This is a genomic window from Achromobacter sp. 18P8.1.1 (genome assembly GCF_057799415.1).
Map to the genome: position 1 here is coordinate 1 of NZ_JBYOKH010000047.1, position 24,934 is coordinate 24,934.

At 67.1% G+C, this 24,934-nt stretch carries 21 protein-coding genes and 1 pseudogene; 3 read left to right on the forward strand and 19 right to left on the reverse strand.

Annotated features, from left to right (window positions below; all coding sequences use genetic code 11):
* The 8 genes and pseudogenes from AC27VE_RS23925 to urtA form a co-directional block, all read right to left on the reverse strand.
* A pseudogene (locus AC27VE_RS23925) lies at nt 1–268 on the reverse strand (PepSY domain-containing protein); the annotation flags it as partial.
* 20 nt (nt 269–288) lie between these two features.
* Nucleotides 289–2,490, reverse strand: coding sequence for a TonB-dependent receptor (locus AC27VE_RS23930; RefSeq protein WP_488705178.1), 2,202 nt, complete (start codon nt 2,488–2,490; stop codon nt 289–291).
* A 198-nt stretch (nt 2,491–2,688) separates the two neighbouring features.
* Nucleotides 2,689–3,102, reverse strand: coding sequence for a DUF2946 domain-containing protein (locus AC27VE_RS23935; RefSeq protein ID WP_315845135.1), 414 nt, complete (start codon nt 3,100–3,102; stop codon nt 2,689–2,691).
* A 76-nt stretch (nt 3,103–3,178) separates the two neighbouring features.
* Entirely contained in the window at nt 3,179–3,877 is a 699-nt protein-coding gene (gene urtE / locus AC27VE_RS23940; RefSeq protein ID WP_006222647.1) for an urea ABC transporter ATP-binding subunit UrtE, read from the reverse strand.
* A 1-nt stretch (nt 3,878) separates the two neighbouring features.
* On the reverse strand, nt 3,879–4,718 hold the full coding sequence (gene urtD / locus AC27VE_RS23945) for an urea ABC transporter ATP-binding protein UrtD (RefSeq protein ID WP_088589558.1): 840 nt from the start codon (nt 4,716–4,718) through the stop codon (nt 3,879–3,881).
* On the reverse strand, nt 4,715–5,842 hold the full coding sequence (gene urtC / locus AC27VE_RS23950) for an urea ABC transporter permease subunit UrtC (RefSeq protein WP_006222649.1): 1,128 nt from the start codon (nt 5,840–5,842) through the stop codon (nt 4,715–4,717). Before urtC ends, urtD begins: the two co-directional genes overlap by 4 nt.
* Entirely contained in the window at nt 5,839–7,470 is a 1,632-nt protein-coding gene (urtB, locus tag AC27VE_RS23955; RefSeq protein WP_006222650.1) for an urea ABC transporter permease subunit UrtB, read from the reverse strand. Before urtB ends, urtC begins: the two co-directional genes overlap by 4 nt.
* 14 nt (nt 7,471–7,484) lie before the next feature.
* Nucleotides 7,485–8,738, reverse strand: coding sequence for an urea ABC transporter substrate-binding protein (gene urtA / locus AC27VE_RS23960; RefSeq protein ID WP_488705179.1), 1,254 nt, complete (start codon nt 8,736–8,738; stop codon nt 7,485–7,487).
* Between the two features lie 372 nt (nt 8,739–9,110).
* On the opposite strand from urtA, the gene atzF reads away from it, so the two are divergent.
* The 3 genes from atzF to AC27VE_RS23975 are packed head-to-tail and all read left to right on the forward strand — an operon-like array spanning nt 9,111 to nt 15,336.
* Complete coding sequence (gene atzF / locus AC27VE_RS23965) at nt 9,111–10,946, forward strand: allophanate hydrolase (protein ID WP_488705180.1); 1,836 nt, start codon at nt 9,111–9,113, stop codon at nt 10,944–10,946.
* Between the two features lie 26 nt (nt 10,947–10,972).
* Nucleotides 10,973–14,605, forward strand: a complete 3,633-nt coding sequence (uca, locus tag AC27VE_RS23970) for an urea carboxylase (RefSeq protein WP_488705181.1) — start codon at nt 10,973–10,975, stop codon at nt 14,603–14,605.
* On the forward strand, nt 14,602–15,336 hold the full coding sequence (locus AC27VE_RS23975) for a GntR family transcriptional regulator (protein ID WP_006222654.1): 735 nt from the start codon (nt 14,602–14,604) through the stop codon (nt 15,334–15,336). The genes uca and AC27VE_RS23975 overlap by 4 nt, the downstream gene beginning before the upstream one ends.
* 3 nt (nt 15,337–15,339) lie before the next feature.
* Here AC27VE_RS23975 and AC27VE_RS23980 read toward each other — a convergent pair whose 3' ends face one another.
* The 11 genes from AC27VE_RS23980 to AC27VE_RS24030 all read right to left on the reverse strand — a co-directional run bounded on the left by AC27VE_RS23980 (nt 15,340) and on the right by AC27VE_RS24030 (nt 24,777).
* Nucleotides 15,340–16,155: an anti-sigma factor family protein gene (locus AC27VE_RS23980; RefSeq protein WP_488705182.1), complete on the reverse strand. Its 816-nt coding sequence runs from the start codon at nt 16,153–16,155 to the stop codon at nt 15,340–15,342.
* A 1-nt stretch (nt 16,156) separates the two neighbouring features.
* Nucleotides 16,157–16,669 carry an RNA polymerase sigma factor gene (locus tag AC27VE_RS23985; protein ID WP_488705183.1) on the reverse strand — a complete coding sequence of 171 codons (513 nt, stop codon included), beginning with the start codon at nt 16,667–16,669 and terminating at the stop codon, nt 16,157–16,159.
* Nucleotides 16,670–16,702: 33 nt separating this feature from the next.
* A complete protein-coding gene (locus AC27VE_RS23990) occupies nt 16,703–17,071 on the reverse strand; it encodes a COG4315 family predicted lipoprotein (protein ID WP_006222657.1) in 369 nt (122 codons plus the stop codon).
* A 94-nt stretch (nt 17,072–17,165) separates the two neighbouring features.
* On the reverse strand, nt 17,166–17,630 hold the full coding sequence (locus AC27VE_RS23995; RefSeq protein WP_488705184.1) for a GNAT family N-acetyltransferase: 465 nt from the start codon (nt 17,628–17,630) through the stop codon (nt 17,166–17,168).
* 144 nt (nt 17,631–17,774) lie between these two features.
* Nucleotides 17,775–18,269 carry an REP-associated tyrosine transposase gene (locus AC27VE_RS24000; protein WP_488705185.1) on the reverse strand — a complete coding sequence of 165 codons (495 nt, stop codon included), beginning with the start codon at nt 18,267–18,269 and terminating at the stop codon, nt 17,775–17,777.
* A gap of 286 nt (nt 18,270–18,555) precedes the next feature.
* On the reverse strand, nt 18,556–19,932 hold the full coding sequence (locus tag AC27VE_RS24005) for a DUF1501 domain-containing protein (protein WP_488705186.1): 1,377 nt from the start codon (nt 19,930–19,932) through the stop codon (nt 18,556–18,558).
* Nucleotides 19,929–21,443 (reverse strand): DUF1800 domain-containing protein, encoded by a 1,515-nt coding sequence (locus AC27VE_RS24010; RefSeq protein ID WP_488705187.1) that lies wholly within the window; start codon nt 21,441–21,443, stop codon nt 19,929–19,931. The genes AC27VE_RS24005 and AC27VE_RS24010 overlap by 4 nt, the downstream gene beginning before the upstream one ends.
* A 101-nt stretch (nt 21,444–21,544) precedes the next feature.
* Nucleotides 21,545–22,249, reverse strand: coding sequence for an SDR family oxidoreductase (locus AC27VE_RS24015; RefSeq protein WP_088589571.1), 705 nt, complete (start codon nt 22,247–22,249; stop codon nt 21,545–21,547).
* 199 nt (nt 22,250–22,448) lie between these two features.
* A complete protein-coding gene (azu, locus tag AC27VE_RS24020) occupies nt 22,449–22,898 on the reverse strand; it encodes an azurin (protein WP_006222664.1) in 450 nt (149 codons plus the stop codon).
* 178 nt (nt 22,899–23,076) lie between these two features.
* Nucleotides 23,077–24,393, reverse strand: a complete 1,317-nt coding sequence (locus AC27VE_RS24025; protein ID WP_488705188.1) for a PQQ-dependent sugar dehydrogenase — start codon at nt 24,391–24,393, stop codon at nt 23,077–23,079.
* 66 nt (nt 24,394–24,459) lie between these two features.
* Nucleotides 24,460–24,777: a PepSY domain-containing protein gene (locus tag AC27VE_RS24030; RefSeq protein WP_427958086.1), complete on the reverse strand. Its 318-nt coding sequence runs from the start codon at nt 24,775–24,777 to the stop codon at nt 24,460–24,462.
* Between the last annotated feature and the right edge of the window lie 157 nt (nt 24,778–24,934).

Consider the following 24,934-nt stretch of genomic DNA (forward strand, 5'->3'; position numbering starts at 1 on the left):
CGTCGGCGCCTGCCGCCGCCAGCGCCTGGGCGGGCGTGACGGCGATGGCGGCGGCATCCAGCGGCGCCAGGTGCGTCAGGCGTTCCTGCGGCGTCAGCTTGGGATAACCCACGTACATCATCACCACGCCGCTTATGAACCACATGGCGAAGAACAGGCACAGCACGATGCCGGCCCAGCGGTGGATCAGGTACAGCCAGCGCTTGGCGCGGGTGGATAGCGGCGGGCCGGCCGGACGGGCGGGCGATCTTGTCGAGGTGGCGCTCATGGCATCTGGATGGCGGTCGGTCAGAAGCGGGCCTGTACCGTCAGTTCCACCGAGCGCGGCGCGCCCAGGTAGAACATCGTGGGGGTCGCGTTCGCGGCGTAGACCTTGTCGGTCAGGTTGCGAACGCGGGCCGTCACGTTCAGGTTGCGGTTGATCCGGTGGGACAGCGCGGCGTCGAACACCGTGTAGGACGGCGCCCAGACCGTGTTGGCGGCGTCCGCGTAGGCGCGGCCGACGTGGCGTGCGGCCACGCTGGCGTTCCAGTCGGGCACGAAGGCGTAGTCCAGCCAGACGTTGGCGAGGCGGCGGGGCGTGTTGGTCGGCACATTGCCATTGCGTGAGACCGCGACGCCACCCACCGATTGCGAGAAATCGTCGTACTTCGGATCCACGAACGCCACGTTGCCTTGCAGGGACAGCTTGGGCGTCAACTGCAGGCCGCCGGCCAATTCGATGCCGCGCGCCGATTGCGCGCCGACGGGCACGCTGACGCCGGGGTTGTCCGGGTCGGACGTGGCCATGTTCTTGCGCTTGATCTCATAGACCGACACCGTGGCGGAACCGCGGCCGTCCCAGAAGTTGAACTTGCCGCCCACTTCGGCTTGCGTGCCCGTGGTGAGCTTGTCGTTGTTCAACACATCGGCGAATGACGCGGTGGCCAGCAGGCCCGACGGGGGATCCGCGGCGGTGGCGTACTGCGCATACAGCGAGGCCTCGGGAGTGACCTCCCAGTTCACGCCCAGGCGCCCGGTCAGGGGCGAGTAGCGGCGCGACGCGCTGGCGGGCGACGCTGCCGTGACGGCGCGGCGGTTGGTCAGGTCCAGGTCGATGAAGTCCTTGCGCAGGGCCGACACGATCGCCACGCCGGGCAGCACTTCGGTGCGATTCTCCAGCGTCAGGGCGACCGTGCGGATGCGGTTGTCGCGGTCGGCGCTGTGGCCACGCGTCATGCCGGGGATGTCATAGAAATCACCGGGGGAAAAGTCGTAGGGGTCCACGGCATCTACCTGGGCGGGCAGGCTGGTGGGATAGCGGGTGATCTTGTTCTGGCTGATGTCGGCGCCAAACGACCAGTCGCTGGGCAGGCCGGCAAGCGTCGAACGGACGACGCCTTCCACGCGGTTGCCCACCAGGCTTTGCTCGTGGCGTTGCAACAGCGCGCCGGACCGCAATACCAGGCTGTTGCCGGCATTGAAGCGATAGTTCTCCAGATTGCGGAAATCGCGCTCGGCGCGGTAGTAGTACAGCGTGTTCTTGAGCGTCAGGTTCGAGCCTGCGCGCCATTCGGTCATGGACCGCGCCCACAGCACGGACTGCTCGTACAGGCCGTCGTTCACGTTGTAGTTCTTGAACCGCGTGCCATCCAGGATGCGGCCCGCGCCCTGCACCACGCCGCGCGAGTCGGTTTTCAGCGGCGTGCCCCAATAGGGGCGGTCGACCTGCTCGCGCTGGTACTCGAAGGCGAAGGTCTGGGTCAAGTCGTCGCCCAGGTCGGACAGCAGCGAGGCGGCGATCTGGCTGGCGCGGGAATGGTTGCCGTCGACCCAGCCGTGGCTCGACCCGGTGTTGGCGTCGATGCGCAGATAGTGGCCGCGGCCACCGGGGTCGCCAGCCAGTTGCTGGTTCAATCCCGCCGAGATCTGACGGCTGTCGAACGAGCCCAGCCGGAACTGGCCGTCGTAGAAGGTGTCGCGCTGGGGCAGCTTGGTCACGTAGTTGATCGCGCCGCCGACCGCGCCTGCGCCGAACAGGAAGGTCGAGGGGCCGCCGATGGCCTCGACGCGATCGTAGATCCAGCTGTCCACCGGACGCCCGGCCACCGAGTCGTACTGCACCGAGATGCCGTTGAACAATTGCGTGACCTGGCCGCCGGAAAAGCCCCGGTAGCTGACGGCGCCGGCGTTGCCGGGGGGCGACGCGTTGTCCACGCCGGGGATGCTGCGCGCGATGTCCTGGGTGGTCAATGAGCCGCGCGCGTCGATCTGTTCACGCGAGATCACCGTGACGCTGGCCGGCGTTTCGCGCAGGGTGAGCCCCAGGCGGCTGCCGGTGCTGTCGCGGGCGTCCAGATCGATCGGGCCGTTGGGGGCGGGGTCGGCCTGGCCGGCGCCGTAGACGGTGGTGGGGGCCAGCGTTTCCACGGCAGGTTCGGTGGTGAGGGCCTGGGCAGAGCCGCTGGCAAGCGCGCCGAGCAGCAGGGTGTAGCGAGTGGTCTTTTTCATGTCTGGAACCGGGGGACCGGCCAAGGCGCCCGGTACGCCGCCTGGGACAGGCGGGGCACGACGGATCACAAGGCAGGTCGCAAGGGTCTGGGTGACGGCACGCGAGCGGGCGCGCAAAGCGCGCGGGCGCAACGTGCCGGCGGCGAAGGCGGGCAGACGCGGACAGATGCCGCCATCAGGCGGCAATGCGGCGTCGACTCAGTTCGCGGGCGGTGCGCGCGGCTGGGCCGCGCTCCAGGCATGAAGGGGATTGGCCGCCAGGAAGAACAGCGGCGGGTACGTGATGGCGCGGCCGACGGGGGCGGGCACCACGGGCACGGGGGCAGGCAGGATGCCCACGTCGGCCTGAGGGTTGCGGCAAAGCGGGCAATGGTGGCCGTCGCCATGGGCGTCGGCCTGCGTGTCGTCGCTGCCGTCGTGCTGCACTTCCAGCGTCAGGGTGGACGGCGCTTCGCCTTCGCTGGCGCAGTAGTCGACGCTGATGCGGTGGGCGTGGTGGCCGCCCGGAGACAGGCTCAGGGCATGTGCAAGCGACGGCGCCAACGACGCCCACAGGATCGCGGCAAGCGCGATCCACAAGGTGGGGCGGGTCAGGAAGGAAGCGAAGCACATGGAGCCGGATTATATCGGAGCAGATCGGCGGTCCGCACGCGAAATCCCGGCCCGCCTGCGGCATTTCGCCGCAGGCTCAGACCGACAGGTGCCGTCGCACGTCTTCGCCGTCGATGGCGCTGCGGTCGCCGCTGGCCACCACTTCGCCGCGTGACAGGACGACGAACTGGTCCGCCAGTTCGCGGGCGAAATCGAAATATTGCTCGCACAGCAGGATGGCGATGTCGCCGCGTTGGCGCAGCATGTGGATCACCCGGGCGATGTCCTTGATGATGGACGGCTGGATGCCTTCGGTGGGTTCGTCCAGGATGATGAGCTTGGGTTCGGCCACCAGCGCCCGCGCGATCGCCAGCTGTTGCTGCTGCCCGCCGGACAGGTCGCCGCCGCGCCGCGACAGCATGCTTTTCAGCACCGGGAAGAGCTCGAACACTTCTTCCTTGATGCGGCGCGCCCGCGACGCCGGCCGGGTCGCCATGCCCATCAGGATATTTTCCTCGACGGTCAGCCGGGCGAAGATGTCGCGGCCCTGCGGCACATAGGCCATGCCGCGCGCGGCGCGCTGGTGGGGCGCCAGGCGCGTGATGTCCGCGCCGTCGAACGCGATGCCGCCGCTGGCGACCGGCAGCACCCCCATCACGCATTTCAGCAGCGTGGTCTTGCCCACGCCATTGCGGCCCAGCAATGCCAGGCACTCGCCCTGGCGCACCGACAGCGATACGCCGCGCAGCGTGTGGCTGCCGCCGTAGTATTGGTTGATCGTGCTTACGTCCAGCATCTCAGCGCCCCAGATAGACTTCGATCACGCGCGGGTCGGCCTGCACCTTGCTCATCGGCCCTTCGGCCAGCACCGAGCCTTCATGCAGCACCGTCACTTTGCCGTCGCCCGCGATCTGGTTGACGAAATCCATATCGTGTTCGACCACCATCAACGAATGTCGTCCGCGCAATTCGTTCAACAGTTCGCCGGTGCGTTCGGTCTCGGCGTCGGTCATGCCCGCCACGGGTTCGTCCAGCAGCAGCAACTGGGGTTCCTGCATCAGCAGCATGCCGATCTCCAGCCATTGCTTCTGGCCATGCGACAGCAGGCCGGCGGGCCGCCACACCTCGGGCCGCAGCCTGATCAGGTCCAGCGTTTCGCCGATCTTGTCGGCCTGTTCGCCGGTCAGCCGCGAGAACAGCGTGGGCCGCACGCGCTTGTCGGTCTTCATCGCCAGTTCCAGGTTTTCGAACACGGTGTGCTGTTCGAACACCGTAGGCCGCTGGAACTTGCGGCCGATGCCCGCATGCGCGATCTGCGCCTCGTTCAAGGTCGCAAGGTCGATGCTCTGGCCGAAGAAGGCGGTGCCCGCCGTTGGCCGCGTCTTGCCGGTGATGACGTCCATCATCGTGGTCTTGCCCGCGCCATTGGGGCCGATGATGCAGCGTAGCTCGCCCACGCCGATGTCCAGCGTCAGGTCGTTCAGCGCCTTGAATCCGTCGAAGCTGACGGTGATGCCTTCCAGGTACAGGATGGCGCCGTGGCTGGTGTCCAGGCCTTTGGGGCTGACGCGGCCGTATCCGGCTTCGCCGCTGGGGCCGCCGTCCAGCATGGCGGATTCGGTGTGCGTGCTGGTCATGCCTTGTTCTCCTGGAAGCGGGCCGCCACGCGGCGGGCCAGGCCGACGATGCCGGTGGGCAGGAACAGCGTCACCAGCACGAAGATCAGGCCCAGCGCGTACAGCCAGTATTCGGGCAGCACGCTGGTGAACCAGGTCTTCAAGCCATTGACCGCGCCCGCGCCGATGATGGGGCCAATCAAGGTGCCGCGCCCGCCGGTGGCCACCCAGATCACCATTTCGATGGAGGTCTCGGTGGACATCTCGCTGGGGTTGATGATGCCCACTTGCGGCACGTACAAAGCCCCCGCGATGCCGCACAGCACGGCCGACAAGGTCCAGACGAAGAGCTTGAATCCCAGCGGGTCGTAACCGATGAAGCGCAGCCGGCTTTCAGCGTCGCGCACGGCGGTCAGCACGCGGCCCAGCTTCGATTGCGTGACCATGCGCGCCACGACCAAGGCGCCTGCCAGCGCCGCCAGCGTGATCCAGTACAGCGTGGCGCGCGTGCCGGGCGCCGTGATGTCGAAGCCCAGGATGCGCTTGAAGTCGGTAAAGCCGTTGTTGCCGCCGAAGCCTGTGTCGTTGCGGAAGAACAGCAGCATGGCGGCGAACGTCAGCGCCTGCGTGATGATCGAAAAGTACACGCCCTTGATGCGCGAGCGGAAAGCGAAGTAGCCGAAGACGAACGCCAGCACGCCCGGTACCAGCACCACCAGCAGCATGGCGTACCAGAAGTGCTCGGTGAAGGACCAGTACCAGGGGTAGCGCTTCCAGTCCAGGAACACCATGAAGTCGGGCAGGTTGCTCTGGTAGACGCCGTCGCGGCCGATGGCGCGCATCAGGTACATGCCGTGCGCATAGCCGCCCAGCGCGAAGAACAGGCCGTGGCCCAGTGACAGGATGCCGGCGTAGCCCCACACCAGGTCCAGCGCCAGCGCGGCCATCGCGTAGCACATGAACTTGCCCAGCAGCGCCACGGCATAGGCTGACACGTGCAACGCGTGTCCGGGCGGGAAGACGAGGTTCAGCAGGGGCAGCAACGCAAGCAGCGCGACGGCCACGGCCAGCGCCGTCCAGACGCGGCCCGAGAACAGGGGGCGTCGGGCCAGCAGGTTCAGATCGGTCAGCGCGGTCTGTTTCATTCAACGCTCCGGCCGCGGGGGGCGAACAGGCCTTGCGGCCGTTTTTGGACAAACAGCACGATGAGCACCAGGATGGTGATCTTGGCCATGACGGCGCCCGCGTAGGGCTCCAGGAATTTGTTGACGCCGCCCAGGCCCATCGCAGCGATGACGGTGCCGGCCAACTGGCCCACGCCGCCCAGCACCACCACCATGAAGGAATCGACGATGTAGCCGCGGCCAAGGTCGGGGCCCACGTTGCCCAGCTGCGACAGGGCCACGCCGGCCAGTCCCGCGATGCCCGAGCCCAGCCCGAAGGCCAGCATGTCCACGCGCCCGGTCGGCACGCCCACGCAGTCAGCCATGCGCCGGTTCTGCGTGATGGCCCGTACGAAGAGACCCAGCCGCGTGTGGTTCAACAGCACCCACACCAGGAACACGACGAAGAATGCGAAGCCGATGATCACCAAGCGGTTGTAGGTCAGCACCAGGCCGCCCAGCACCGTGATCCCGCCCGACATCCAGCTGGGGTTGCCCACTTCCACGTTCTGCGCGCCGAACAGCGTGCGTACGCCCTGCATCAGCATCAGGCTGATGCCCCAGGTGGCCAGCAGCGTTTCCAGCGGGCGGCCATAGAGCCAGCGGATGACGGTGCGTTCCAGCGCCATGCCGACCAGCGCGGTCACGACGAAGGCCAGCGGCAGCGCCGCCACCACATACCAGTCCAGCCAGCCCGGCAGCCAGGCGCGGAACAGTGTCTGCACCACATACGTCACATAGGCGCCGATCATCAGCAGTTCGCCATGCGCCATGTTGATGACGCCCATCAGGCCGAAGGTGATGGCCAGCCCCAACGCGGCCAGCAGCAGCACGCTGCCCAGGCTGATGCCGTAGAAAAGGTTGCCTGCCCATTCGATGGTGGCCAGGTGGCGATCGATCCGCTTCAAGGCGTTGGCGGCGGCCTCGCGCACGCCGGCATCGGGTTCGGCGTATACGCCGCCTTGTTCCTGCGTCAGCGCCGCAAGCGTGGGGCGGAAGGCGGCATTGCTGGTGGCGCCCAGCAATTCGACGGCATGGCGCCGCTTGGCCGGGTCGGCGCTCTTCAATTCCAGATTGGCCTGCGCGATCAGCAGCGCGTCGCGCACGGCCTCGTTCTTTTCGGACGCCAGCGCTTTTTCCAGCATGGGCAGGCGGGCGGGATCGCCGGTCTGCTGCAGGCGTCGGGCGGCGTCCAGGCGTTCATTGGGCTTGTCGGAGAACAAGCGGGAACCTGCCAGCGCGGCCTCGATGGCGCGGCGCAGGCGGTTGTTGATGGTGACGGTGCCGGCGCCTGCGGGCAGGTCAACGGCCGCGCCGGTGGCGGGATCGGTGGCGCGCGTGCCGCCCGCGCCGATCAGCACGCGGCCGTCGGCCGTCGCATACAGCTGGTCATTGCCCAGCGCTTGCAGGACGGCTGCCGCGCCGGGATCAGGCAGTTGGCCCAACGCGGCAATCGCTTGCAGCTTGGCGTCGGTGTCGTCGCCGGCCAGCGGCGCAAGCAGGGCCGGATCCACGCCGGCCGCGGCCGCCGGGGCGGCCAGCAGCGGCATGGCAAGCAGCCACGCAAGAAGGGAACGACGCAAGAAGCGTGTGATTGCCGCGATGAGCATGGCTGCTTTTCCCCTTAGAGGCCTTGCTTGCTTTCGTTACCCGGGATGTACGGGCTCCAGGGTTGGGCGCGGATCGGGCCCTTGCTCTTCCACACCACATTGAACTGGCCATCCGCCTTGATCTCGCCGATGTAGACCGGCTTGTGCAGGTGGTGGTTGGTCTTGTCCATTTCGATGGTGTAGCCGTCCGGCGCGTTGAACTTCTGGCCGCCCATGGCCGCGATCACCTTGTCCACGTCGGTGGTCTTGGCCTGCTCGACGGCTTGCTTCCACATGTGGATGCCGACGTAGGTGGCTTCCATCGGATCGTTCGTCACGACCGTGCTGGAATTGGGCAGGTTCTTAGCCTTCGCATAGGACTTCCACTTCTTGATGAATTCCTCGTTGACCGGGTTCTTCACCGATTCGAAGTAGTTCCAGGCGGCCAGGTGGCCGACCAGCGGCTTGGTGTCGACGCCACGCAGTTCTTCTTCGCCCACCGAGAACGCCACGACCGGCACGTCGGTGGCCTTCAGGCCGGCGTTGCCCAATTCCTTGTAGAAGGGCACGTTCGAGTCGCCGTTGATGGTGGAGATGACGGCCGTCTTGCCGCCCGTGGCGAACTTCTTGATGTTGGCCACGATGGTCTGATAGTCGGAATGGCCGAAGGGGGTGTAGACCTCGTCGATGTCGCTGTCCTTGACGCCCTTGGAATGCAGGAAGGCGCGCAGGATCTTGTTGGTGGTGCGCGGGTAGACGTAATCGGTGCCCAGCAGCACGAAGCGCTTGGCGCCGCCGCCGTCTTCGCTCATCAGGTATTCCACCGCGGGAATCGCTTGCTGGTTGGGCGCGGCACCCGTGTAGAACACGTTCTTCTCCAGCTCTTCGCCTTCATATTGCACGGGATAGAACAGCAGCCCGTTCAATTCCTTGAACACCGGCAGCACCGACTTGCGCGACACCGAGGTCCAGCAACCGAAGACGACCGCCACCTTGTCCTGCGACAGCAGTTGGCGCGATTTCTCGGCGAACAGCGGCCAGTTCGACGCGGGGTCCACCACCACGGCTTCCAGCTTCTTGCCCATCACGCCGCCTGCGGCGTTGATTTCGTCGATGGTCATCAGCGCAACGTCCTTGAGCGACGTCTCCGAGATGGCCATCGTGCCCGACAGGGAATGCAGGATGCCGACCTTGATGGTGTCTTCGGCGGCGAATACCTGCGGCATCCACCCGGACATGGCCAACAGGCTCAAGGCGGTCAGTTGCTTTACGGCTAGTCTGCGATTCATGGTGACTCCTGGATGGAATGTGCCGGCCTGGCCGGCAGGAACGATCTGAACAACACCCGACAACCTGGACTTCAAAGCAAAAGGCGTGCCAAGTGCGCAGGCAGGGTCATGCCGCTGTATGAAGAGGGGGTGTTTACGCGAATGCGCAGGGCGGCCGCGTGGCGGGCGGGCCCGGATCAAAACAGTGCCGCATGCACAAAACAGGTGCGGCGCCTGCCCGCTTGCGGTGCGCGCGTGGCCGCGCTGATCCCGCCGGCAAACCGCGTTTGACGCGTTCTTGCGGGCAGCCTCAGAGGGGAAACGGAAAAGCCGGCCAACATGGCACGGCGATTGCTTGGGAATCCGTACTTGTATACAAGAAAGGATTCCAGCATGAATGCCGCAGCAACGCAGAAGCACCCCGTCGGTTGGACGATTGCGCAATGGCAGGCCGCCTATCGCGAAGGCGGGGCGCAACCCGAAACGCTGCTGGGGCACTACGCCGCCACGCCTGACGATCCGGCGGACAACGCCTGGATACGGCGGGTAGACCGCGACACGCTGGACGAGCAACTGGAAGGGCTGCAGCTGCTGCGGGAAGCCGCGGGTGGCGACCTGGCGCGCCTGCCGCTGTATGGCGTGCCATTCGCCATCAAGGACAACATCGACGCCGCAGGCTGGCCGACGACGGCCGCATGCCCCGAATTCGCATACACGCCGGGCGAGGACGCGACCGTGGTGCAGCGCCTGCGGGCCGCCGGGGCCATCCTGGTCGGCAAGACCAACCTGGACCAATTCGCCACTGGCCTTGTGGGCACGCGTTCGCCGCACGGCGCCGTGGCCAATACCTTCAACCCTGACTACGTCAGCGGCGGATCCAGCTCCGGGTCGGCGTCGGTGGTGGCGCGCGGCCTGGCGGCGTTCTCGCTGGGAACGGATACCGCGGGTTCGGGCCGCGTGCCGGCAGGGTTCAACAACATCGTCGGCTTGAAGCCGACCAAGGGCTGGTTCAGCACGGCGGGCGTGGTGCCCGCCTGCCGCACGCTGGACTGCGTGTCGATCTTTGCATTGACCGTGGCCGACGCCGCGCTGGTGGCGGAAGTGGCCGGCGGCTTTGACGAGCGCGACCCGTATTCGCGCGCCATGCCGGCCGGCGCGTCGCTGCCGTGGCCCACGGCGCCCCGGATCGCAATCCCCGCCACGCTGGAATTCTTTGGCGACGCGCAGGCCGCCGCCGTCTTCGATGATGCGGTGCGCGCCTTGCAAGCCACCGGCGCGGAAGTGGCCACCATCGACTTCGCGCCGTTCAACGAGCTGGCCGCGCTGCTGTATCAAGGGCCGTGGGTGGCCGAGCGTTTCGCCGCCGTGGAAGCGTTGTGGAAGGACACGCCGGACGTCATCAACCCCGTGGTGCGGGGCATCGTGGAGCAGGCGGCGAACTACAGCGCGCTGGACGCCTTCAAGGCCGAGTACCGCCGCGCCGAGCTGACGCGCCAGATCCATCAGACCCTGGCGGGATTCGACGCGCTGGTCGTGCCGACATCCCCCTCCATCTACACGATCGCCCAACTGGAGGCCGATCCGGTCACCTTGAATTCGCGGCTGGGCGTCTACACCAACTTTGCCAACCTGGCCGACCTGTCGGCGCTGGCGGTGCCGGCGGGCATGCGCGCCGACGGCTTGCCGTCCGGCATCACGCTGATCGGCCTGGCCTGGCAGGACCGCGCGCTGGCGCAGTTCGGCAAGCTTTGGCAAGCGCAGCGTGGTCTGCCGTTGGGCGCCACCGGCGCACCGTTGCCTGCCGGCATCGCCGCCAGCCAGGCGCCGGCGGACACGATACGCGTGGCCGTGGTGGGCGCCCACTTGACGGGCATGCCGCTGAACCACCAACTGTCGTCGCGCCATGCGGTATTGGCCGAGAAGACCCGCACGGCCGCCGACTACCGCCTGTATGCGCTGGCCAACACGACGCCGCCCAAGCCCGGCCTGGTCAAGTCCGAATCCGGTGCGCCCATCGAGGTCGAGCTCTGGGATGTGCCGGTGACGGCGTTCGGCGCCTTCGTCGCCGAGATTCCCGCGCCCCTGGGCATCGGCACGCTGGAGCTGGAAGACGGCCGCCTGGTCAAGGGATTCATCTGCGAACCGCGCGGCCTGGCGGGTGCGCGGGACATCACCGCCTTTGGCGGCTGGCGCGCCTACCTGGCCAGCCTGAACGCCACCCCCCGATAACTGCCAGACCCTAAGGGAGTCGCATCGTGTTCGATACCGTTCTGATTGCCAACCGCGGCGAGATCGCCGTCCGCGCCATCCGCACCCTGAAGCGGCTGGGCATCCGCAGCGTGGCGGTGTATTCCGACCCCGACCGCAACGCCGCGCACGTGCGCGAAGCCGACGTGGCCGTTGCGCTGGGCGGCGAGAAAGCCGCCGACAGCTATCTGCGCATGGACCTGCTGCTGGCCGCAGCCCGCGAGCACGGCGCGCAGGCCATCTATCCCGGGTACGGATTCCTGTCCGAAAGCGCGGAGTTCGCCGACGCTTGCGAAGCCGCGGGCATCGCCTTCGTGGGCCCTACGCCGTTGCAGATCCGCGAGTTCGGCCTGAAGCACCGGTCGCGTGAATTGGCGGCGCAAGCAGGCGTGCCGATGACACCCGGCACGGGCCTGCTGGCCAGCCTGGGCGAAGCGCTGACGCAGGCCGAGCGCATCGGCTACCCGGTAATGCTCAAGAGCACCGCGGGCGGCGGGGGCATCGGCCTGTCGCGCTGCGAGAACGAAGCTGAACTGACGGTGGCGTTCGACAGCGTGCAACGCATGGGCGAGCACTTCTTTCGCGACGGCGGCGCGTTCATCGAACGCTATGTGGATAACGCGCGGCACGTGGAAGTGCAGATCTTCGGCGACGGCGCCGGTCGCGTGCTGGCGCTGGGTGAGCGCGACTGCTCGGTGCAGCGGCGCAACCAGAAAGTCATCGAAGAAACGCCAGCGCCCCTGCTGCCCGCAGCGACCCGCAAGGCGCTGCTGGCGGCGGCCGTACAGTTGGGTGAGTCCGTGAACTACCGGTCGGCCGGCACGGTGGAATTCATCTACGACCCGGCACGCGACAGCTTCTATTTCCTGGAGGTCAACACGCGGCTGCAGGTGGAGCACCCGGTGACGGAAGCCGTGACGGGCCTGGACCTGGTGGAATGCATGCTGCGCGTGGCCGCGGGCGAACCGCTGGACCTCGCCGCTATGTCGCGCGCACCGCAAGGCGCATCGATCGAAGTGCGGCTGTACGCCGAAGACCCGCTTCGCCAGTTCCAGCCGTCGCCCGGGGTGCTGACCGATGTGTCCTTTCCCGACGGCGTGCGGGTGGATGGCTGGGTCGCCACCGGCACCGAGGTGCCGGCCTTCTATGACCCCATGCTGGCCAAGCTGATCGTGCATGCGGAATCGCGCGAGGCCGCGCTGGACAAGCTGGCGGATGCGCTGGCCTGCACGCGGCTGCACGGCATCGCCACCAACCTGGACTACCTGCGCCAGATCGTGGCCGACGAACGCTTCCGCGCGGGCAAGCTGTCCACGCGGTTCCTGGAAAGCTTTGCCTACCGGCCGGCCGCCATCGAAGTGCTGGAGGCCGGCACGTACACCAGCGTGCAGGACTACCCGGGCCGCGTCGGCTATTGGGATATCGGCGTGCCGCCTTCCGGCCCGATGGACGACTACGCGTTTCGCATGGCCAACCGCATCGTCGGCAACGCGCCGGACGCCGCGGGCATCGAGGCCACGCTGGTCGGCCCCACGCTGCGCTTTCATGGCGACACCATCGTGGCGCTGACGGGCGCCGAGTGCGCTGCCACGCTGGACGGCGAGCCGGTGCCGATGTGGCAGCCCATTGCCGTGCGCTCGGGCCAGGTGCTGGCCACCGGCCGCGCGCTGTCGGGCTGCCGCAGCTATCTGGCCGTGCGCAACGGCCTGGACGTGCCGGTCTACCTGGGCAGCCGGTCGACGTTCGCGCTGGGCCAGTTCGGCGGCCACGCCGGGCGCACGCTGCGCGTGGGCGACATGCTGCCGGTGGTGCGGCCGGAACTGAGCGACGGGCAAGCGCCCGCGGCCGCGCCGCAGGCAGCGCCGGCCGACATGATTCCCGTCTACGGCAACACGTGGCAGATCGGCGTGCTGTACGGCCCGCACGGTGCACCGGACTTCTTCCAGCCCGAAGCCATCGAGACCTTCTTCGCCGCCGATTGGGAGGTGCACTACAACTCCAACCGGCTGGGCGTGCGACTGATCGGCCCCAAGCCCACCTGGGCCCGCGAGAACGGCGGCGAAGCCGGCCTGCATCCCTCCAACATCCACGATTGCGAATACGCCATCGGCAGCATCAATTTCACGGGCGACAGCCCCGTCATCCTGACGCGCGACGGCCCCAGCCTGGGCGGCTTCGTCTGCCCCGTCACCATTGCGCGGGCAGAACTCTGGAAGGTGGGGCAGGTCAAGCCGGGCGACCGCATCCGCTTCGTCCGCATCGACTACCCGCAGGCCGTGGCGCTGGAAGCCGCGCAGGACCAGAGCGTGGCCGCGCTGTCGGCGGCGGCGCCTGCTGTGACCGAGCCGTCGCCGGTTCCCGCGACGGTATCCGAGACCATCGTCGCGGCGTTGCCGGCGGCCGGTTCGCGCCCCTCCGTGTCGTACCGCCAGGCGGGCGACGGTTACCTGCTGCTGGAGTACGGCGACAACGTGCTCGACCTGGCGCTGCGCATGCGCATCCACCTGTTGATGGAAGCGCTGAACGCCCACCCGATAGCGGGCGTTCAGGAACTGTCGCCCGGCGTGCGGTCGCTGCAGATCCGCTACGACAGCCGGTTGATCCTGCAAGGCGCGCTGATCGCGCGCCTGCTGGAAATCGAGGAAGGCCTGGCTGACGTGGCCACGCTGAAAGTGCCCACGCGCGTGGTCTACCTGCCGATGGCCTTCGAGGATTCGGCCACCCTGGGCGCCGTGCAGCGCTATCAGGAAACCGTGCGCGCCAGCGCCCCGTGGCTGCCGAACAATGTGGACTTCATCCAGCGCATCAACGGCCTGGCCAGCCGCGATGATGTCCGCGACATCGTGTTCGACGCCAGCTATCTGATCATGGGCCTGGGCGACGTGTACCTGGGCGCGCCTTGCGCCGTACCGATCGACCCGCGCCACCGCCTGCTGACGTCCAAATACAACCCCGCCCGCACCTTCACGGCCGAGGGCACGGTGGGTATCGGCGGCGTGTACATGTGCATCTACGGCATGGACTCGCCCGGCGGTTATCAATTGGTGGGCCGCACCCTGCCCATCTGGAACAAGTTCCTGAAGAACCCCGTGTTCCAGGACGGCAAGCCCTGGCTGCTGCGCTTTTTCGATCAGGTGCGCTTCTATCCGGTGACGGAGGCCGAACTGGACGTGTTGCGCGAAGACTTCCGTGAAGGCCGGGCCACGGTCCGCATCGAGGAGGAAGTGTTCGACTTCGCCGCGCACCAGCGCTTTCTGGAGGACCAGGCCGATAGCATCGCCGTGTTCCAGACGCGCCAGAAGAGCGCCTTCGACGCCGAAGTGGCGCTGTGGAAAACCGAGGATGCGGTGGTGGAGCTCGCCGTCGCCGAACCCGAGGCCGAGACAGCGCTGCGCGACGGCGAACGGCTGGTCAGCGCCGACATGTGCGGCAACATCTGGAAGATCCCCGTCCAGGTGGGCCAGAGCGTATCTGCGGGCGACACGCTGGTCGTCGTCGAGGCGATGAAGATGGAGCTATCCGTCATCGCCCCGGCCTCGGGCACCGTCACGGCCATCCGCTGCGTGCCGGGCAAGCCCGTGAATGCGGGCGATCCGCTGATCGTGCTGGCCGAAGACGCCACCTGCACCGTGGCCGGATGATGCGCCTGGAATCCGTTCAGGTCAGCCCGGCCATCCGGCAGGCGCCGGCGCTGGCCGGGTCGCTGGCCGACCAGGTCTACCAGCGCATCAAGGATGACCTGTTCGACTTCCGCATGCTGCCGGGCGAACGTTTCACCGAGGCCGATCTGGTGGCGCGGCTGGGCGTCAGCCGCACGCCGGTGCGGCTGGGCCTGGTCCGGCTGGAACGCGAAGGCTTCGTGTTGGCGCGCCCGCGCAGCGGCTGGCAAGTGCGGCCGTTCGACTTCGAACGTTTCGAAGCGCTCTACGATGTGCGCGTGGTGCTTGAGCAGGCGGCGGTCGACAAGCTGTGCGCGCGGGAAAACATGGACGACGCCGGCATCCTGGGCGCGTTGACCGACGTGTGGCTGGTGCCGCCGCCGCAACGCATCCTGGATGGCAGGCTGGTGGCGCAGCTGGACGAGGCGTTCCATTGTTCGCTGGTAGCCGCCGCCGGCAACCCCGAGATGGCGCAGATCCACCGCGACGTCACCGAGAAGATCCGCATCGTGCGGCGGCTGGACTTCACCAAGGATTTCCGCGTGGACGCCACCTATGACGAACACGCCGCCATCCTGCGCGCCGTGTTGGCGCGCCGCGCGGACGAGGCCACGCGCATGCTGCGTTCGCATATCGAAATGAGCAAGGCCGAAGTGCGCAAGATCACGCTGCACATGCTGCACGAGGCCAGGGAAACCGGGGTGGGAGGATGACCCTTACCCCTGCAATTGCTTATAGACCTCTTGCGACACCCGTTGCAGCTCATCCCGGCTGACGGCGCCCGATAGCGCGTAGCCGAACTGTCCTTCAACCCAGTAGAACACCCGCACCGGGCCTTCCTGCGTGAACTGGAAGGCGGTCTGTCCGCCGGCGGCTTCGCGGGTCACGTACAGCGTCAGGCGCTGGCCGTCGGCCGCGCCATACATGAACAGGGCCACGGGCCCGGCGCCGCCCGGCAACAGTCGGCCGCCCACCAGTTCATAACCCGCTTGCGTCAGCGACGGCGCACGCATCGGCGCACCCATGCGCTTGGTCAGCCACGTGACCAGGCCTTTTTCGTTTTCGGCGCTGACTTCCACGGGGCGCCCCATGTCGGGCGCATACACCGCGTGCGCGATGGCCGCGCGTTGGGCATAGCCGCCAGCAGCACGTTCCGGGCTGGCGGTGGCCAGCGCGGTCTGCAGGTGGCGCGCATCCATCGCGCCCCGGGTGATCCAGGCCGCGCTGGCGCTGACGGCGGCGATCGCCACGCTGGCAGCCAGGGCGCGCCACGGGAAATGGCGCGCGGGCGCTTTCAGCGGCAGCCGCAACGGCAGGGGTTCGTCCAGGACCGGATCCAACAGGGCATGCAGCGCGCGGCGTTGCGCCTGCCAGTCGTCCACGCGGGTCTGATCCTGCGGGTGGGCCGCCAGGAAGGCGTCGACTTCCGCGCGCCGGGCAGGGGCCAACTGGCCGTCCGCATAGGCATGCAGATCGGCTTCGGTGATGGGGGTGCCCGTGCCGGGGACGGGATGGAGGTGTTTGTCGTTCATGTCATTTCACGCGATGCAGCCGGCTGACGGTGTCGCGCCCTTGTATCAGTGCGCCCAGTTTTTCACGGGCGCGCGACAGCCGGGACATGACCGTGCCGATGGGCACGTCCAATACCTGGGCGGTCTCCTGATAGGACAGGTCTTCCACGCAAATCAGCAACAGCACTTCCCGCTGCTCGGCCGGCAGGGCTTGCAGGCAGCGGTCCAGGTCGCGCACCTCCAGGTGGTCGGTCTGCGTGGCGCGCACCGGGACGTCGGGCAGGTCGCCCGGAGCGGTCTGATCCGCCCGCCGGTTGCTGGCGCGCACGCCGTCGATGAAATGGTTATGCATGATGCCGAACATCCAGGCGCGGAGTTCTCCGCGCCGTTGCCATCGCGAATAGCGGCTCCATGCGCGCTCGAGCGTGTCCTGAACCAGGTCGTCGGCCCGGTGGGGGTCGCCCGTCAGCCCGCGGGCGTAACGCCGCAGGCTGGGGATGCAAGCCAGGATCAGGGCTTCGTTTTCGGCGCGCATGGTCTCTGGGACAACGGGGCGGGGCAGGCCGGCTCAGGGCTTGATGACGTGCCAGACTTCCTTGAAGTTGTCGCCGGTCTTGTCGCCCGGCTTGGCATCCTTGGCATACAGGTAGATGGGCTTGCCCTTATGGGCCCACTGCTTGGAGCCGTCGTCACGGGTAATGACGGTCAGGTCGCCCATGGGTTTGGCGTCGGCGGCGGCGGTGACGGGGGGCCAGATCTTGGCGCACTGGTCGTTGCAGGCGCTTTTGCCTCCGGCGTCCTTGTCGAAGGTGTAGAGCGTCATGCCCGCGCTGTTGACCAGGATGCCATCCTGGGTCTTGACGGCCTGGGCGTGGGCGCCAGCCGAGAACAGGGCGGCGGAACCGAGAACCAGGGCGGCGGCGATGTGATTGCGCATGTTGTGCCTCGTAGATAGGAGAGTGGGGGACTGCCCTCTACAGACGCCGGCCGGCGCGGCGTTATTCCGCCCAGGCCAAAAGAATTTGCAAAGGTCAGCCGGCCGGCCGGACAGCGCCGGGTTCGTAACGCATTTCAAATTCCAGCGGGGTCTCCTCGACGGGGGTGAAGCCCAGCGACTCGTAAAGGCGTTGGGCGGGGTTGCCTTTCAACACGCTCAGGGTGACGGGCGCGCCTTCCGCGTCCGCCTGGTCCAGCACGCCTTCCAACAGGTGCCGGCCCAGCCCCCGGCCCTGGAAAGCCGGATCGATCTGGATCTGCACGATGCGCCAGCCGGCCGGATCGCGGTAATGTTTGAACAGGCCGGCAGGCCGCCCGTCCAGCCACACGATCTGCGCGTCGTCGAAGTGGTATCGGATGCGGGCCAGATGGTGCTCGTCATCCAGCGGCGCGCCAGCGCGCTGCAGATGCGCCTGCATGGTGGACTTGCGCAGCGTCAGCAAGAAGGGCAGATCGTCGTCGGTGGCGGGCTGCAACGCCAGGGAGTGGGTCGGGGTCATGGGGCGATGGAAAAGGCGGGTTGGCATTCGGCCGATTTGCCGGCGGCCTGATCGATCAGGGTGAAAGAGCGGCTGGCGCCGGTTTACCTGATGGATCAGGTTATAGAGCGGTTGCGCTGCCAGCGCCAGGGGGGGACGGGGCCGTCAGCAGGCCGTGTCCCTGATTTGGCGCCTGGTCCAGGCGTGGAACGTCGAGTGCGGCCACGCTTCCGGCTTCTGGACGTAGCCATGCTTGACTGGGTTCATATGCACGTAGCGGATGCAAGAGGAAAGCTCCTCCTCGTCACGAACCACATGCTCCCAAAAGCGCCGTTGCCAGATCCCTCGTTCGCCTTTTCGTCTGGTGCTGGAACCGAGATGGCGGTTTTCTCTGGGGATCGATCGGGAAAACCGAGCTTTTATCCTGCGCCAACGGGTCGAGTAGTCAGCGTCGTGGTCAGGCAGCCGCCAGATCATATGCAGATGGTCAGGCAACAGCACGGCGGCAAGGACCGAGAAGGGCGCTGCGTGTTGCTCGGTGCGTATGCATGCCTTCAAAAGGTCGGCGTGGAGCGTCAGGTCCTGGTTGAAGCGCGAGTACGCGGCGACGGTGAAAAAGTAGGTGGCGCCCGGGATGTACAACCGCCGGTATGAAGTCATGTTCTTCTCCCAAGTGAAGGTGAAGCATAGGGAAAAGGGCGATGGTCGTGGGTCGGGTAGGGATGAATCGAGCACGGTTGGGGGTGGCCGATGGGTTACGCGCGTGGTCTGTCAGCGTCCTTATTCGGAGAATCCTCGCGCTTCACCCATCCTACAGATCCACGACGTCCGCTACACCGTAGGATGGGTGAAGCGCGAGGATTCTCCGGCTAGCACTCCACTCTCAAACGCGCGCAACCCATCATGCCCCCATCCCAATACACTCGACCCGCCGATCCCCCCAACGTCACGCCCGCATGACATTCAGACCGTCCGCATCGAAATTCCGCAAATTGGGAAACACCATCCCCAGCTCATCGCGGCCGGCGCCGAACCAGGCGCCTAGCGATGCCCCTAACTGGTCCACCGCCAGCGTGGGCAGCAGTCGCCCGTTGTCGACGAACCCCGGGCCGTCCAGGGCGATTTCGGGGTGGGTGCCGTAGTAGCGGCCGCCGTTGACCGCGCCGCCCAGCACCAGGTGATGTGAGCCCCAGCCGTGGTCCGAGCCGTTGCCGTTGGATCCCAGCGTGCGGCCGAATTCGGACGCCGTGAATGTCGTCACCTGGTCCGCCACGCCCAGCGACGACAGCGCCGCCTGGAACACGGCCAACGATTGCCCCAGTTCCCGCAACAGCGCGGGATGCGTGTCGTTCAGGCCCGTGTGGTTGTCGTAGCCGTTCTGGGACACGAAGAACACCTGGCGCCGCGCGCCCAGGGCCTGACGCGCGCCGATGATGCGCGCCACGATCTTCAGTTGCTGCGCCAGCGGCGAATTGAAATCTCCCGGCACGGCCACGTCGGCCAGCGCGGCGCGCAGCTGGGTATCGGCGTTGATGGACTGCGCGGCGATGCGCGACAACTCGCGTTCCATCAGGTGTTCGCGCGGTTGCGTGATCAGCTGGCGCAGCAGGGCGGTGCAGGCGCTGGATCCGTACATGTCGCGGTACAGAAGCTCTATCGGGGTGGACCCGTTGATGCCCACCCGATAGCCCGCGACTTTGCGGCCGGCCAGCAGCACCGTGCTGCCGCCGGCTGTGATGCCGGTAAACGTGCGCTGCGCATTGGCGCCCGCGAAAAGATCGGTCAATCGGCCGCCCCAACCCGACGCCGCGCCTTCCGGCGCAAGCGCCTGCCAATACGATTGCTGGTCGTTATGGGAAAACAGCTTGGGCGGCAGCGGCACGCGGGCGCTGATGTAGTCGGCCTTCGAGGTCGGCACCACCAGCGGCCCGACGTTCAGCAGCGCCGCCATCTGGCCGTTCTCGTACAGCGGCGCCAGCGGTGCCAGTGCGGGCGCCAGCGCGAACTGCCCGCCGCCTGCGGCCGCAACCTTGCCGCGCAAGGCCGTGGCACGCAAGGCCTCGCGGGGCAGCGCGATGTCGCCGCGGGCGGCGGCATAGGCGCGGTACGCGGCATCGTCAAAGGGCACCAGCGTGTTGTAGGGATCGTTGCCGCCGTACAGGAACACGCAGACCAGCGCCTTGTACGAGGGCGGTGCGGACTGGGCGGCGGCCGCGCCCAGCGCCGCCAGGTTCAAGGCCAGCGGCGCGGCGGCGCCTGTTGCGCCCAGCGCGCAGGCTCGCAACAGAAAGGCGCGGCGGTCGGCATCGTGGGATCGCGTCATTTCTGCACCAGGTATTCAGGGGTGGCGGCAACCAGCAGGATGGCGGCGCGCACGCGGTCGCGCGGCCGGCTGGCGGGCAGGGTGGTGACGGCGTTGGCGATGGCGCTGGCCGTTTGCGCGCTGAACGCGTCGCCGGCCAACAGCAGCACCACGCGCGCCACTAGCGCCTGCGGATCGTGCGCCAGCGCGACTTCCGGCGCATAGGTCGTCTGCAGGTCTTCCCAGCCCCGGTCGGCGTAGATGGCCAGAAAGTTCAAATAGCCGGCGATGCTGGTCTCGTCCGTGATCTGCAGCTCCGGCGCCACCAGATGCCGTCTGGCCAGCTCCGTGACGGGCGGCGTGTAGCGGGGGCGGAAGAAATTGAACACGGTGGCGGACCGCATCGGGCTTTGCGCCAGCCGTATGGTGTTGTCCGTCGTGTCGGGCATGGCCCAGGCGCCGTTGGTGGAGGTCGCCCCGAAGGCCCGCGCCCAGCCCGAGAAGCGCAGGATGGGTTCACGCACCTTGCCCCAGCCGGGATCGCCCAGGTCGGGGTTGCGCGCGTCGGGGTCCAGCAGGATCGCGCGCACGACCGCCTTGAGATTGCCGCGCCGGCCTTGCCCATCATCGTTGAAGACCGCCGACACGCGGCCGACGTACGCGGGGCTGGGATTGCTGGTCACCAGCCGTTGGATCAGCTGCATGCCGATGAACGGGCCCACGTTCGGATGCGCGCAGATGGCGTCCATGGCGCGCTTGAGCGACAGGTGCCCGTCCGTGCCCGGGGGGATCACGGCGCCCAGGAAGCGCTTTTCGGCCATCGAGTGCAGCGCGTTGTTCAGCGCCATCGGCCGCCGGTGGAATTCCACATCCGTCTCCGGCCCGTTGATGTCCCATCCCGTGAACACCTTGGCCAGCCCCTGGACATCGGCATTTGTGTACGTTTCGACGGGTGCGCCGTCCACCTTTCTGACCGTGCCGTCCGGGGCTAGTTCCAGCAGGCCGATGCTGAACAGCTGCATGACCTCGCGCGCGTAGTTCTCGTCCGGGTGGCGCCCGGTCTTGGGGTCTTCCTTGCGGTTGCCGCGATAGGTCAGCATGCAACCCATCGACAGGTTCCTGGTGACGGCGGTCAGCAGATCCTGGTAGTTGCCCAATGCGTGCTCGGCCAGCAGGTCCATGAAACCCGCCGCGCCGAACAGCGGCCACGACGCCGTGATGGATTGCACCCCCACGACAAAGATCTCGGACAGCGCGAACGCCACGCGCGTGCGCACCTGATCTTCCGCGCTGATGAACTTGCGCCACAGCGTGGATTCCAGGGGGGCGTTGATGCCGTTGCCCTTGAAGGCTTCGGTGTTTTTTCTCTGTTGCAGCAGCCAGTCGAAATGGGTCTGCGATGGCGGCATCGCCAACTGCGCGTCCAGCCACGCGGCATACCCGTCGCGCACCACGGCGTCGATCTGGGACGGCGTGGGCCCGAAGGTGGCTTGCGCCAGAAAGCGCGACGCCTGGCCTGGGGTGACGGTCATCGCAAGCCTCTCGTCGAATGCGAAAACCTACGGTACTAAAAGCGCCGGGCGGCGTTCAATACCGTCATTCGGACGAGAGGCTTAATCCAAAAGCATGAGGCTCAGACCGAGCGCGTGATGCCGCCGTCGATGCGGATGTTCTGGCCGGTGATGTAGGAAGACGCGTCAGAGGCCAGGAACGCGATCAGGTCGGCCACTTCCTCGGCGGTGCCGTAACGCCCCATCGGGATGCGCACGCGGCGGTCTTCCTTTTCCGGCAGGCTGTCGATAAAGCCCGGCAGCACATTGTTCATCCGCACATTGTGTTCGGCGTATTCGTCCGAGAACACTTTGGTGAAAGCGGCCAGGCCGGCGCGGAACACGCCCGAGGTCGGGAACAGCGCTTCGGGTTCGAAGGTGGCGTAGGTGGAGATGTTGACGATGGCGCCCGATTTCTGCTGCTTCATCACCGGCGCGACCAGGCGCGTGATGCGCACCACGTTCAGCAGATAGAACTCCATGCCCAGATGCCAGTCGTCATCGCTGATTTCCAGCAGCGGGCCTTTCGGGCCGTGGCCGGCGCTGTTGACCACGGCGTCCACGCGGCCCCATTTCTGCAAGGTGGTTTCCACCAGGCGGGCCAGGTCTTCAGGCGAACGGTTGGAGCCGGTGACGCCCAGGCCGCCCAGTTCCTGCGCCAGGGTTTCGCCTTTGCCGGACGAAGACAAGATGGCCACGCGGTATCCGTCGGCCGCCAGCTTGCGCGCTGCCGCGGCGCCCATGCCGCTACCGCCCGCCGTCACGATTGCTACCTTTTCCGTGCTCATGCCTGCTCCTTTTCCGTGTTGTCGAGGAAGCGGCCATTGTAGGGGGGCGGATCGCGCCGCGGGCAGGTTCCCGCGTTGGCGGCAGGGGCGCGGCGATGTCGCCCGCGCCCCTCACGGAAACGGGCCCCGCAACCCTGGCGAACCAGGGGCGCGGGGCCCGTGCAGGCAACAGTCAGGGCGGCGTACCGCCCCGGGTGGGTCAGTCGACCAGCTTCAGCGTGCCCTTCATCAGCGCGAAGTGGCCGGGGAAGGAGCAAAAGTAGGTGTAGTCGGTGCCGGCGGCAAGTTTGCTGACGTCGAACGTGACGGAATCCGTCTGACCGCCGCCGATGACCTTGGTGTGGGCGATGACGCGGGCGTCGTCTTTCTTGACGTAGTCGTTGTCCAGGCCGGCAGCCATGCCGTCGTTCACCGCGCCTTGCATGTCGGCCGTGGTGGTCAGGACCCAGTTATGGCCCATGACGTTCTTGGCCAGGGTGCCAGGGTGCTTCAGGTTCACGGTGAACTGCTTGCAGCTCTTGCTGACCGTGATTTCCTTCTTGTCGAACTGCATCTGATCATTGCCGGCGATATCGACCGAGCACTCGGCGGCCAGGACCGGGGCGGACGCGACGGCGAGGACCGCCGCGACGCAGAGTTTCTTGAACATCATATTCATGCCTCCAATGTTTCGAGGGGAGCGGAATTTCCGGCCAGCGCAAGCTGCGGCCGACCGGCGACACCACATTCTCGCCCCACTGTACGCCAGAACGCGCAACGCCACCCGCAAGGGGTTTGACCGAACGCAAGGGCGCCGGCATTGGCTTGCGCCGGCGGCTCCGAAAACGTCACAGTTTCGGGCTGACGCGCCAGATCACGTTGCCGACATCGTCCGCCACCAGCAGGTCGCCCTGGCTGTCGATGATCACGCCCACGGGCCGGCCCTGCGCCTGCCCGCTTTCGTTCAAGAAGCCCGTCAGCACGTCGCGGGCCTCGCCTGCGGGCGCATTGCCCGCGAACGGCACGACGATGACCTTGTAGCCGCTGCGCGGGTCGCGGTTCCACGAGCCGTGCTGGCCCACGAACATGCCACCCGCGTAGGGGGCGGGCAGCCGGGTGTTGCCCGACCAGGCCAGGCCCAGCGACGCGGTGTGCGGCCCCAGCGCGTAGTCAGGCACGATGGCGCGCGCCACCAGGTCCGGCCGCGGCGGCGTGACGCGGGTATCCACGTGCTGCCCGAAATAGCTGTACGGCCAGCCATAGAAACCGCCGTCGCGCACCGACGTCATGTAGTCGGGTACCAGGTCGCTGCCCAGCTCGTCGCGTTCGTTCACGGCGGTCCACAAGGTCTTGCCGTCGGGCGCCCAGGCCATGCCGACCGGGTTGCGCAGACCCGTGGCGTACAGGCGCTTCGCGCCGCTTGCTACGTCGATTTCCCAGATGGCGGCGCGGCCTTCCTCGATCTCCATGCCGTTTTCGGCGACGTTGCTGTTCGACCCCACCGAGACGTACAGCTTGCGCCCGTCAGGGCTGGCGATCAGGTTCTTGGTCCAGTGGTGGTTGATGCCGGCGGGCAGGTCCGTGACTTTCACGCCCGCGGCCGAGATCTGCGTCTGGCCGGTTTCGTACGGAAAGCGCAGGACGGCGTCGGCATTGGCCACGTACAGCTGATTGCCGATCAGCGCCATGCCGAAGGGCGAGTTCAGGCCCTGCAGCAGCACGCTGCGCGTTTCCGCAACGCCGTCGTGGTCGACATCGCGCAACAAGGTGATGCGGTTGGCGCTGGCGGTGCGGGCGCCGGCGCGTTTCATGACGAGGCCGGCCGCCCAGTCCTTCAGTCCACCGGAGGCTTCTTCGGGTTTGGGCGGCGCATTGGTCTCGGCGACCAGCACGTCGCCGTTGGGCAGCACGTAGAGCCAGCGGGGATGGTCCAGGCCACTGGCAAAGGCATTGACGGCCAGGCCGTCCGCCGCCACGGGTTGGGCGCCCGCAATCCAGCCGACCGCCTTCGCCGTATTGACGGTGGGGATCAGGGTGGTGTTGGGTGGGGGCAGCTTCGGCGTCGGACCCATGCCGGCTTCGACGGGCAAGGTGGCGACTTCGCCGCAGGCGCTTAGCGCGGCCAGGGCGAGGCTGGCCGCCGCCAGGATACGCAGGACAGGCATGATGCGACTCCAGGGCTATCTGTGCGTTCCATCATACTCACACGGCCCGCCTGCGGTACGCCGGATTCAGTCGTCGAAGCGGCTGCGCGTGACCGCGCCCGATTGCGGATCGACATACAGCTTCACGCGCTGGCCTTGCGGGTCATACGCCTTGACCTCGTAACCGTGCTTGCTGGAGCGTTCGATCTCGGAGATATTGCGATAGCCGGCGGCTTCCATCTTGTCGTACACCTGGCGGATCGTCAGCATCGGCGAGGCCGGGGTGACGGCGGCTGCGGGGGCGTTGGCGGCCGGCGCAGCGGCCTGGGCATGGACCGCGGTGCCCGCGACCAGGGAGGAAGCGCCGATTGCCAGGGCGGCCAAGGTTTTCTGAATACGCGTCATGATGGGTAGCTCCTAGGGTGAAGGGGAAAAAAGCAGGCCGTTGTTGCGACCCTGTGCCCATTATTCGGGTTGGCGCATGAACCTTTTCTGAAGCCGCCGTTCATGTCAGGTTCATCCGTTGCGGGGTATAAAAGATGATCCATCCCCCAATTTTTCC